The sequence below is a fragment of the Proteobacteria bacterium CG1_02_64_396 genome, from assembly GCA_001872725.1.
In the GTDB taxonomy this organism is placed as follows: Bacteria; Pseudomonadota; MNWR01; order CG1-02-64-396; family CG1-02-64-396; genus CG1-02-64-396.
On record MNWR01000060.1, the window covers coordinates 1 to 10,864 of the forward strand.

The 10,864-nt window shown below is 61.6% G+C and carries 9 protein-coding genes and 1 pseudogene; 1 reads left to right on the forward strand and 9 read right to left on the reverse strand.

Annotated elements, in window-relative coordinates:
* Positions 1–47: 47 nt before the first annotated feature.
* The 9 genes and pseudogenes from AUJ55_07075 to AUJ55_07115 form a co-directional block, all read right to left on the reverse strand.
* A complete protein-coding gene (locus tag AUJ55_07075) occupies positions 48–395 on the reverse strand; it encodes a hypothetical protein (protein OIO57172.1) in 348 nt (115 codons plus the stop codon).
* Complete coding sequence (locus AUJ55_07080; GenBank protein ID OIO57173.1) at positions 388–948, reverse strand: hypothetical protein; 561 nt, start codon at positions 946–948, stop codon at positions 388–390. Before AUJ55_07080 ends, AUJ55_07075 begins: the two co-directional genes overlap by 8 nt.
* Complete coding sequence (locus AUJ55_07085; GenBank protein OIO57174.1) at positions 945–1,688, reverse strand: hypothetical protein; 744 nt, start codon at positions 1,686–1,688, stop codon at positions 945–947. The genes AUJ55_07080 and AUJ55_07085 overlap by 4 nt, the downstream gene beginning before the upstream one ends.
* A gap of 53 nt (positions 1,689–1,741) precedes the next feature.
* Entirely contained in the window at positions 1,742–1,945 is a 204-nt protein-coding gene (locus AUJ55_07090) for a hypothetical protein (GenBank protein ID OIO57175.1), read from the reverse strand.
* A gap of 11 nt (positions 1,946–1,956) precedes the next feature.
* On the reverse strand, positions 1,957–4,140 hold the full coding sequence (locus AUJ55_07095; GenBank protein ID OIO57176.1) for a hypothetical protein: 2,184 nt from the start codon (positions 4,138–4,140) through the stop codon (positions 1,957–1,959).
* Entirely contained in the window at positions 4,137–4,592 is a 456-nt protein-coding gene (locus AUJ55_07100) for a hypothetical protein (GenBank protein OIO57177.1), read from the reverse strand. Before AUJ55_07100 ends, AUJ55_07095 begins: the two co-directional genes overlap by 4 nt.
* Before the next feature lie 1,492 nt (positions 4,593–6,084).
* Positions 6,085–6,675: a hypothetical protein gene (locus AUJ55_07105; protein OIO57178.1), complete on the reverse strand. Its 591-nt coding sequence runs from the start codon at positions 6,673–6,675 to the stop codon at positions 6,085–6,087.
* A 154-nt stretch (positions 6,676–6,829) separates the two neighbouring features.
* The gene (locus AUJ55_07110) at positions 6,830–8,263 is read right to left on the reverse strand and encodes a hypothetical protein (protein OIO57179.1); all 1,434 of its coding nucleotides are present in this window, start codon (positions 8,261–8,263) and stop codon (positions 6,830–6,832) included.
* Between the two features lie 602 nt (positions 8,264–8,865).
* Positions 8,866–9,012, reverse strand: a pseudogene (locus AUJ55_07115) (AbrB family transcriptional regulator).
* A 287-nt stretch (positions 9,013–9,299) separates the two neighbouring features.
* Between AUJ55_07115 and AUJ55_07120 the strand changes: the two are divergent.
* A partial coding sequence (locus AUJ55_07120; GenBank protein OIO57180.1) for a hypothetical protein occupies positions 9,300–10,864 on the forward strand: 1,565 nt, incomplete at its 3' end.

Sequence of the window (10,864 nt, forward strand, 5' to 3'; positions counted from 1 at the left end):
GACGGTGGCGATTCCGCCCTGCATGGCGCTGCGCCAGGTGTAGCCGCTCATTTAGCACCCCCGACCTTGCTGTGGGGGCAGGTTCCGCCGTGGCAGGCTTGGTACATTTCGGCCCGTAGTGGGTTGGTGTTCATGAAGGGTTTGCCCTGCGTATCGAGGCACATGCTCAGAGCGATCTCCCCAGCCGCCGGGCACTGCACCTTGGCGTCCAGCAACACGGCCCGCACCCGCTCCTCCACCAGGCGCTCGGCCCTCGGGTCGGTGCCTCGCCTGGCCTTGCTGACATAGGCGGGGGACACGCGCAGGTCGGCGGCCACCTTGTTCTGCGACTTGCCGGGTTTCGCGATTTCTCGCTCCAACGCCAGCAGCCAGTCGGGTTTCGGTCGCTCAGTCATCGCCGCCTCCCGTCCATACCACCTTCCCCCGGTGCACCACCTGGGCGACCCGCCGCAGCTGCGGAGCAGGGCCTGTGCATACCCCAGGGATGACCGTGTAGTACCCCTTTAGGCAGGTCAGAAACCCGGCATTAACCAGGGCATTCAGGTAACGACGCACCTCTCCGCCCTTCATCTGGTGGCGTGGTGTCGTGGCGTGGACCACCACGTCCTGGACCGTGCATTGACCCAACGGACGGATGCAGCGCCAGATGTCCTCCTGCCAGTCGCCCTGGGTGATTTCCCGCCCTTCGTCGTCGAGGCGTGGAGCCGTCGCGCAGCTCCATGTGAGGCACCGGAAGATCAGCCGATCATGGCAATTCCCGGTCGTCACCGGCTCGGAGGTCGCAGCCAGGTATCCGGCCTTGACCAAGGCATTCAGGTAGACCTCGACAGTGCGGGTGGTGAGCTCGCCGGGGCGGACCAAGTCGGAGATTCCGAAGGGCTTTGCTGCATCGGAAAAACAGCGAATGGCGTCCCAGATTCGCTGCCGTTGTGAGTTGTGGCCGGTCATATCGCGCTCCTCCGGGGGGGAGGGTTGCCGTCGTAAAAAGACCGATCCCCCCAGTCGGCGAGGGTGACGACCGAGAGCCCCTCGATACCGGCCAGATTGCGGAACCGCTCGAAGTTGATGGTCAGGCGGCCGGTCGATCCGTGGGTCTTTTCGAGGGTCGCGGCGAGTAGGTCGTCGGCGACCTCGATGTCCCGGCAATACAGATCGCGCAAGACGACTGCGTCTTTCCAATCGCAGGGTTGTGCCTGTTGCCACATCAGCACACGGCGATGGAAGCTTTCGTGTTGGGCGATTTTCTGGGGCAGCGACTCTTCCCCCATCAACAGCCAGGGGGCGCGCGATCCGTCCACCAGGTCGCGGAAGAACTCGATGGCAACGCGGCCCTTTTCCGCCCAGGTGTGAAACTGGTCGACGATCACCGGGCGGCGGCTTTTCAACAGCGCATTCGTGATGGCATCGACGGTCTGCGCCATCGTCTTGCGGGGGTCGACACCCACCTCGGAGGCGAGGTGGTCGGCGAAGGATTTGCGGCTCCAGTAGCTTTTCATTTCGATGTACGCAGCCCGGTACAGCGGGGCAATGTGTGCCGCCGCCGTGGACTTCCCGAGTCCGGCATGGCCGCTGTATATCGCCACGCCTGGGATGTGGGGAGGGCGATGGATGACCATGTCCATCGCCTCCATGGCCAGCGCCACATTGCGGATGGGCGCCGTTGTCTTAATCGTCTGGGGTGCTACCATGACTGCCTCCGTTGTACTTGTTGGATTGAGGCCCCTTGCCAGAGGGGCCTTTTTTATGGGTGGATGACGACCCGTTTACTGCCGGTCGGAGTGGCGTAGCACATGAATCGCCGCCCCCTGTAAACATCAATGCTGCCGTCCTCCCACTGCTGAATGCTCACCTGACGGCCGACCAGGCCACTCAATCTAGGCGACCAATACCAAGCCCCATCGAGTCGAATCCCCTTCTGCATCACCTTCCTCTTGACCGCAGCCATCGCTCTATCTCCTATGCCTGTGCTTGGCGTTGCCACGATTCGGCAATCGCCTTTTGAACGCGGTATTCGCTGGTGGTCGGGTAGGTCTTGAGCCACCGGGCATCCCCGTCGCTCAAGGTGGCCTGATCGGCCGAGGACAACCGCAAGAACCGCTTGTAACGTCCATCCGGGGTATCGCCGGTCACCACCGGCGCCATCTGTTGCTGGCGCAATACCTCCATCTGGCGGTCGACCCCGGCTTGTTGCTCGGCGCTCAACCCAGACCCCACCTGCCCCCTGTCCGCACGGGCAGCGATTGCGGCGGCCTCCAGGGCCGGGGTGGAGTGGGTTTCGTGGGGGGGCGGGAAGGTGGAAACCTTGGGGTTGGTCGCGGCGCGGTGGGCGAGAATTTCGCCTACGACGTCGGCCACGGCGGCCTTCTTGGCTGTATCCTTGAGCAGCTTGCGACCCTCGTCGGTCTTGCGCTTCTGGATCGCCTTGGCTTGCGCTGCCAGCTCGGCGCGGGTAACTCCCGTCCCGGCCAAGTCCGGGCAAACCGCGTCGAACAGGTGTTCGGCCAAGTCGAGCGCGTAGACGCGCACCTTCGAGATGTCGGTCTCGTCGTAGAGCACTTGGACTTCGCGCCCCGAGTGCAACCCCTGCTCTTGGGCCAGGTAGCTGTATCCATCGACCAGGATGCCCGCATCCTTGCGCACCTTGCGGACGCCTCCATTGCTCGGCGCCTCGGCCAGCAACAGATCGAGCGCCCGCTCGTCGTCTACCCGCAGCACAGTCCCCGTCCAACTCTGCACCTTGGCGGCGGGGCTCATCCCCAGAGAGCTGTGGCGGTTGTGGTGGTAGATGTCCTCGACCCAGCGGTCGCAGAAGGCTTGCAGCTCGTCGCGGGTCATGTGGATCTCGATCACCGCGTCTTTGGTGAACAGCCGTTCACTGAACGCCTTGCGCGACCGAATCGCTTGCTGCTCGGCCACCGAGTGGCCGAGGTACCCCGGCAACATCTTGAGCAGGTCGTCGCTAAACGTGCCGAAGGCTCGCTCGATGTGGGGCTTGTGCCAGGGCTGGAAGGGTGGGCAGAACTGCTGGTTGATCCCCAGCGATGGGAAGACACGCTGAAGGTGCTTGGACTTGTAGTCCTGGCCGTTGTCGGTCTTGGCAATCGCTGGGACGCCCCAGTCGAGAATCGCCCGGCGCGCCAACGCCGCGATGGCACTGGCCTTGGATGTGCGGCTGACGTGCAGCTTGAGCCGCCGCGACCACACGTCGATCACCCCGATGATCGAGTGCCGACCATCCCTCAACATCACGTCGGCGGGGGTCGAATCCAGCTCCCACAACTGGTTGAGCGCCTCAATCCCCTCCGACTTGCTGCCCAGCGCCATCATGTAGCTGTTCTTCCAAGCATCTGGATTGGAGTGGGCCAGGAAGACCTCGGCGTTGTCCTTCTTCCACCCCTTGATCCAAAGCTGCAAACGCCGCTCACTGGGGATTTCTTCGGCTGCAAAACGGGTGTTTAACAGGTCGAGAATGTCGCTGGTATCGACGTCGGGGTATTCCACCAGCATCCCGACCACCGCCTGATACATCTGCGGGTTCGAGTCGATCTTGGACTTGCCCTTGCGTCCCTGGTAATGCCCACCCAGGCCTGCCGCACCCTCTTCGTTGAGCCGGACCATCCAGCGCTGCAACGTCCTGGCGCTGAAACTCGGGATAGCCGCCTTTATCTCGGGGTCGATGTCGACCGAACCGTCGGCGTAGTCGTGGGTGAAACGGTGCATTGCCCGGTCCTTCGACAACCCCGACTGACGCTTGAAGCTGTTGAAGGCCGACAAGATCAGCAGGCGGTTGTCCATGCGCTCTGCGTCTTTGCCGTTCAAAGCGGCAGCAGCGGCCAAGCCCTGCTCGCGCACCCTCTTTTGCACCGCCTGGTCGACCTCTTGGGTGATCCGCCGACGCCGGGCGAGCGAGGTCCCTTCGGCCACCACATCGTCGGTGGTGACGAGGGTCGATTGGCGGGCAAGAAACAGGCGTGCCTCATCGGGCAGAGCGGTGATGGGGTACTCCCACCCACCACCTTGGCCGGAGCGGCGACGACGTGGCCAGTTCTCGCGTTTGGCGCGGGCATTGATGTTCTGAACGGTAGTGGGCAGGCCTGGAGCACCTACCAGTTTGGCGGGGCTGTAGTAAGGGGTGGTCATGACTCTTCCCCCATCGCCTGCTTGATTGCCTTGATCCTTTTGGCGGCCTGATCGCGGTCTCTCTCCAGCCGTCCCAGTTCGGCGGTTAAGGCTTCTCGCCCAAACAGGATCTGCGCGCCAACCTTGGCCGCCAGCCAGCTGGTGAGCAGGGTCGACTGGCAGGCTGCTTCCAATATGGGAACCCAATAAAAGGGGATGTTGTGGGCTTCGCGGGCTTCCGAAGACCAGCCGTCAAGCATGTGTTTCGAGACGTCGATACCGCTCATCCGACTCATTCGAGCGGCAATTTCCCAGCGGTCTCCATCGGCCAAACGCAGCATCTCGCTGACGATATGGGCAACCTCGGAACGCCAGTTCGTACCGTCACCGTCGAGATGCGCCGGTTTGGGGATTTCGATGGGGAGACGATAAAAGCTGAGTGTCGGCTGATCCGATGGACGGCGGGGTGACATCAGGCAGCCACCCCCTTCCTATTGCGTCCGTGCCCTGCGGTGCTATTTTTGCCGGTCGTGACGTTTCCGTTATCACGATTGGGGAATCGAGCGAGCAGCTCAGGGCGGCGAATCGCTCCGCCCTTGAAGGGTTGACCACCTTCGTATCGGCTGGGCCAGATGGTTGATGGATGGCGGCCGAGAATGCGGCCAACGATGGCCTCCATCAGAGGCCAATGCCGTCGCACCACGGTGCGTGCCGTGTATGGGCTCTCGTGCTCGCAGATCCTGGAGATCTCCCGCCAGTTGTACCCGGCTGCTTTGAGTTCTCCCCCGATCTTCGACGGGTGCCAGTCTTTGGATGTGGTAGTTGCCATCGCTTGTCCCGGTGCCGGTTCAACCCGGCCTTTTTTTGGGTATGTCAATTCCCACTAGCGGGAATAAACATAACCCCGTTCGGGGCAACATGGCAACCCCAAACGGGGTCATTCATGTTCGTTCAAGTTCATTGCGGGGTTATCGCAGAATAAAAGCGTGCAATAACAACGACTTAAGTCGAACATGAACACGACAATAGAGGGGGCCACATGCGTTCATGTACTTGGAATCTAACTTGAACGGGGAAGATCGCTTTTCGTATGCCCCGCTTGGGGCGCGAATTAGATCCGTTCGGGGCAATTCATCGCGGGAGTCTTGGCGAGTTCGCTATGGCGTAGGAACTTCTACGCTTCAGCGCTTTGAAACTGGCGAGCGGTGTGCCGACCTTCAGTTTTTGGAGAGGGTCAGTGATGGAGAGGGTGTTTCATTTGAGTGGCTGGCTCTTGGGCGTGGAGAAAGATCACCACACCCACGGGCAGCCGATGCTTTCGACAGAAAGGCTCTAGGGGAAGCATTGGCAACCGTTGAGGAAGGTCTACAGAAGGCCGGTAGATCTTTAGCTCCAGACAAGAAGGCCGAGCTCGTGTTGGTTGTCTATGACGTGTTACGGTCGGGAAATGTTGATCGGGGAAATGTGCTGCGGCTGGTGATGGCAGCTGCTTAAAACCACCAAGGTTGGGGGATTTGATGGATCATGGACTCCGCGACAAGATTGTCGCTCTCATGGCAGATTCCGCAGCAAATGACCAGCCGCCTTCTCAAGTCGTTTACGGTAGCGTGATCAAGGGCGATGGGAACACCGTCGTCCATCTTGTTCTTCCTGGCGAGCATGACGTCTCTGCCCTTGCCGCTATGTTTGGCGTCAACATCCCACGACAATCCTAGCGTCGCCCCCACCTCATAAAACGGCTGTTCCAGCGTCGTTACGATGTCTATCCATAGACATCATTTTCCCACTATTTCCCGGCTCTTCCCGCCTAATCCCGGTCTCTCCCCCTATGACAGTTTGTGTGTCGGGTCACACCCGGAGGGCTCCTCATCCTTGAAGTTGCGCCGAATCATGAAGAAATGGTGCCAATCCCCCGCCAAAAACCATCGCGCCGAGGGCGACGCTCCTACATCCCCCCCCGCAACCCTACCGATCATCCAACCCCTTCCCCGCCAAAATCCTCGGAATGCACTTTTCCACCCGCGAAACCCGCGTCTTGGACAGCTTCGGAGCGGCGAAATAAAGGAGGTAGGCCCGTTGACGTCCCGGCGTCAGCGCCTCGAACGCCCGCTTCAATTCGGGGCTTGAATCCACCCGACCCTGAAACTCCTCGGGCACGGCAAACTCGGCGGTCTCCTTGAGCGTCACCTTCAAACCGGCCCGCTCCGCCGCGATGGCCTCGGCGAGGGTGGCTCGGATGAGCGGTTCTTGATCGGCGATCTCGTGCAGGCTGGTGAAGCGCATCTGCCGAACCGCCTGGGTGTTCTCCCCGGGCGCGCTCAGCACCCCCTCGGGATCTTGAAGCAGCGCCCCCTTGAAAAACCCGAGCAGGCAGTAGTCCTTGAAACCGCCCAGGATGACGACATTGACGCCATTGAAGATGTAACAGGGTTGTCGCCACTTCAGCTCTTCGGTTAGCGGGGTGTCGCGCACGATGGCCCGCAGCGCCGTCATCTCCTCGCGCCAGCGCTTGGCCTGCTTCAAGAAGTGATCCACTTTGGGATTCGCGCCGTTCAATCTGCCCCCCTTTGGCGCCAAGGCGGCGCCCCCGTCGTGATTCGACCCCTATGAAGCGTCACCCCCGCGATGGCGGGGATGACGCCGGGATGGGCGGTTGAGGTGCGGGCACCACATCGCCCTCGCCCGCTCCACCCCTTGGCGCCGGGCCGCATCAGGAATCGACCTCATCCCCGGATGGCTTCTCATCCTTGAAGTTGCGCCGTGTCTTCGTCTTGAAGATCAGCCCCTCGGAGCGCAGTTTGGGATCGCTGGCGCTGTCGAACCGGAAGGTGGTTTGGTCCACGCAGCGGTGCAGGGTGATCGCCACGTAAAAGGTCTCGTTGGGCCGCAGCACACTGTTGAGGTCGATGCCGTCCGAGCGGAATTCAACCGCATGGTAAAAGGCAAACCCCTTGTCGGGTCGGGCGATCAAGCGAAAGCCGGTCAGCTTGTTTTGGGTGATGCGGTCGTAATCGACGTAGTAGACCAGGTGGTTGGGGTGGGAACCGTTTTGCTGCCGGTCGACGAAGAACCCCTTGGTCAGCTTGCCGGGGTCTTGCTCCACCCCGCCCAACAAAAAGAGATCGTAGTCGCCAATCGGGTCGCCCTGATCGTCGTTGATGACGAAGACCAGCATGGTGTAGCGGTGGCCTTTGGGATTGCCCTGGGTTTGCGCCGTCAGCGCCTCCAGCGCTTGGCGGCGTGCTTCGTATTCCGGGGCGGTGCCGACCTGGAGGCATTGGAGGATTTCTTGCACTTGGGGCTTCGACGAGTTGGTCGAGACCACGCTGCGCATGATCCCCTTTTCGTCGCCGGAGTGGCTGGCACCGGGCACCACGCCGAGCGCGATGGGCTCGGGCCTTCTGAGCGGACCTTCGGGCTTCAATAGGTGGACGCTGAGGTCGTCCTGCCCGTGTTTCACCGCTTGCCGCTCGGGGGTCTCCACAAGGCGGATCATGCTGAAGTTCAGGTTGGCGGCGGCCACCCGAATCACCCCGTCCGAGCCCGGCTCCACCAGATAGGTGTTCAGAAAGTCGTAGAACCTCTTGTCGATCGTCTGGCCGGTCAGGACGAAGGGGTACACCCCCGATTCGGCAAAGCGGTAGTCGAGGGTGGCGGTGGCCAGGTCGAGCTGGGGTCGGCTGCCGAGGCAGAGCCAATCCAGAACTCGCTGCCCCGGCTCCACCCCGCCGAACCAAGCCTTGAGTCTGCCCACCTTCGCCTTGCCCAACGCCGCCAGGGCCGAGCCGTGATTGGCCGGGGCCAACATCGCCAGGTGGCGCAACGGCGCTTGCCCCAGCCGCTCGGCCCCGTAAAACCGCTGGAGCCACTCCCGCACCACCGGCCCCCCGGTGGAGTGGGTGATGCACGAAAACGCGGCGATCCCCTCCCCGTCGGGGATTTGATCGTGGAGGGCGCGGTGGAAGGCCCTTGCCACGTCGGCAACGCTGACCTCGTCGTGGAAGTTGATGTAGCGCCCCAGCCAGATGTGCTCGATGGCGATCTCCAACCCATAGCCCCCCGCCTGGGCGGCCAGCGCTTCGGGCAATAGGCCGTAGGATTCGGTATCGGTGACCCCCCAACCATGAACGAATACGACGATCATCGTGTGCCTCCTGTTTTCTTCCTGTTTCCTAGGGAAACGCTGATTAAAGACAAAACTCCTTTATTGAAGCGCCTGAAATCCCCCCTGTCCTCCCTTTAACAAGGGGGGAGCTCACGGGGGAGCGTTCGGGTCGAGTGAGTCGGCGCTTCCTTAAGGAGGCACTGATTTATTAGCGCTTCCGAGCGACCCAGGGATGGGTCGCCAAAATCAGGAACGTAAGTAGGAGGTGACCCCGTCGCCGAAGCTCTGCTGATTTTGCAAGCGAAGCAAAAACGACGTCGCCTCAAGGCGCCTACTTTTGGTTTTTGCGTAGCGTGCTGATTAAAGGCAGGAGCCTTTAATCAGCGCTTCCCTAAGAATTGAATTTGTGCCACGTGTCGCGGTAGCCCCGAACGGGGCATCTCACTTCCCATGAAGCGTCATCCCCGCGCAGGCGGGGATCCAGTACGGACGTTCCACGCGGGCAGAACGCCCTGCACGAATCGTTGGGAGCATCGTGGCGCCCTTCCCCCCTTGAAACGCCCCGATCTTGGCACCCCCCTCCCCAGCGACCACTGGATCCCCGCCTGCACGGGGATGACGCCGGGGTGGAAGGGGCGGCGCATGGGCTGCTCCCGCCGTACCCGCGCCGTCCCGTCGTCGGCAACCTCCCAGGCAATCAAATCGCCCGCCACAACATGCAAGGCGGCCTGAACATCCTGGGGAATGGTGGTTTGTCCTTTGCTGGTTAGCTTAGTCACCGCGACCATGATCGCCTCCTCCCGCAAGGAAAATACGACATCCTTACCATCCTACCGAGGGGCAAAGCCAGTGCCGATCTTGGGATCGGCTTAAACCGCCGCAGGTAAAACCTCATCACATTTTCAAAATACGTTGCGCTCCCTACACTGGCGGCGGTTCGATCCTCGATCCACACCCCCATGGAGCTGCCCCGTCGATGCCCACCTCGCTGGAAAAATGCCATACGGCATGGCAACGGAGATTCCAAACACCGCCCCACCCCAAAAACCGGCACCTTCATAGGTGGGGGCGCCGTGTGGCTCAACTGCTTTGGGGGTTGCTGGCCTTCGTCGGGGCAGGCTTTTCCACCGCTGGCGCCGACGAATCCAAACTTCTGGTTTTAAGCCAGGCCCGGGTGCTGATGCCTTTTGCCCCCGATGGCCACACTTGGCACTCCGCCACCCTACCCCACCGCTGGGGGAAGGATTTGGCCGGATTCGACGGGCAGGCCCAGTACCGGCTTGAGGTAGACATCGATACCCCCGGCCAGCAACCCTGGTGTTTGCTGCTGCCCCACGTGGTGATGAACGCCGCTTTTGCCGTGAACAGCGTGCCGATTGGCAACAACGGCGGGGATATGGAGCCCCCCCTATCGCGCAATTGGCACCGCCCCCTGCTGGGTTGTTTTCCCGCCACCCTGCTGCACCCCGGCTCCAACACCATCGAGCTCCGGGTGGCCGCCTACGCCAACCGTTTTGGGCAGGTTTCCCAGCTTCATCTGGGCACCGAAGCGGCGGTGGTCCCCGTTTACAAACGGTTGATGTGGGCCTTCCAAACCATCCATGCCATCGGCTCGGCTCTGCTGGTGGTGTTGGCGCTGGTCATCGGCTTTTTGTGGTGGCGCCGCCGTAACCCGGCCTGGTTTTGGTTCGCCGTCACCAGCCTGTGCTGGGCCATCAGCGGCCTGAACATTGTGGTTGAATCCCCCCCCATGCCGACCCGGCTGTGGGAATGGCTGATGCAAAGCAGCATTGGCCTGGTCCCCATCTTCATGACCCTGTTCCTGCACCGCCTGCAAAACCGCACGCCGGTGGGGCGCGAACGGCTCATTTTGGGCATCAGCCTGGCCTTTTGCCTGACCCTGCTTCTTTGCCCCCTGAATTGGTTTTTCACCGTCACCGACCTGTGGCATGGCTTTGCCATTTTGATCGTCACCTACGCTGTGGCGCAGGTGGGGCTGCACTATTGGCGTACCCGCAGTTGGGAGTTCCTGGTCATTCTGATCAGCATGGGGGTAATCCTGCTCTTCGGAATCCACGACATGGCCATGCAGGTCAGCCCAAACCCAGAAAAATCGGTGTTTTTGCTGAATTTTTCAGTCCCAGCCTTCCTGCTGGTGATCAGCATGTTGCTGGTCAACCAGTTCGTGGTAGCGGCCCGAACTGCCGAAACCCTGAACCAAACCCTGGAACAACGGATTGAACAGGCGCAGCGGGAGATCGAACGCAACTACCGGCAAATCCTGGCTCTGGAACAAGAAAAGTGGGCCACCGAAGAACGCAGCCGCATCACCCGCGACCTGCACGACGGCCTGGGGGGGTTGACCACCCACATCGTTCTGCTGGCCGACCTGGGGCAACGCAACACTAACGTGGAAAAAAGCAAGGAGGCGCTGGCCGCCATCGCCAATATGGCACGGGAGGCAGTGGCCGAAATTCGCGGGGTGATGCACAGCTTGGACCGCCCCGACAACGACTGGGCCACGCTTGCCGCCGAATGGCGCCACTGGGGGCAATACTTGACCGCCCCCCACAACCTGGAGTGGCGCTTTGAAACCCAAATCGACCCCACCGCCGCCCCCACCACCACCCAGGAAAACCT

Excerpts from the sequence above, each read along its gene's own strand:
- AUJ55_07090 (OIO57175.1), bottom strand. The coding sequence starts at position 1,945 with ATGGCTGCGGTCAAGAGGAAGGTGATGCAGAAGGGGATTCGACTCGAT.
- AUJ55_07100 (OIO57177.1), bottom strand. The coding sequence starts at position 4,592 with ATGTCACCCCGCCGTCCATCGGATCAGCCGACACTCAGCTTTTATCGT.
- AUJ55_07095 (OIO57176.1), bottom strand. The coding sequence starts at position 4,140 with ATGACCACCCCTTACTACAGCCCCGCCAAACTGGTAGGTGCTCCAGGC.
- AUJ55_07080 (OIO57173.1), bottom strand. The coding sequence starts at position 948 with ATGACCGGCCACAACTCACAACGGCAGCGAATCTGGGACGCCATTCGC.
- AUJ55_07110 (OIO57179.1), bottom strand. The coding sequence starts at position 8,263 with ATGATCGTCGTATTCGTTCATGGTTGGGGGGTCACCGATACCGAATCC.
- AUJ55_07075 (OIO57172.1), bottom strand. The coding sequence starts at position 395 with ATGACTGAGCGACCGAAACCCGACTGGCTGCTGGCGTTGGAGCGAGAA.
- AUJ55_07085 (OIO57174.1), bottom strand. The coding sequence starts at position 1,688 with ATGGTAGCACCCCAGACGATTAAGACAACGGCGCCCATCCGCAATGTG.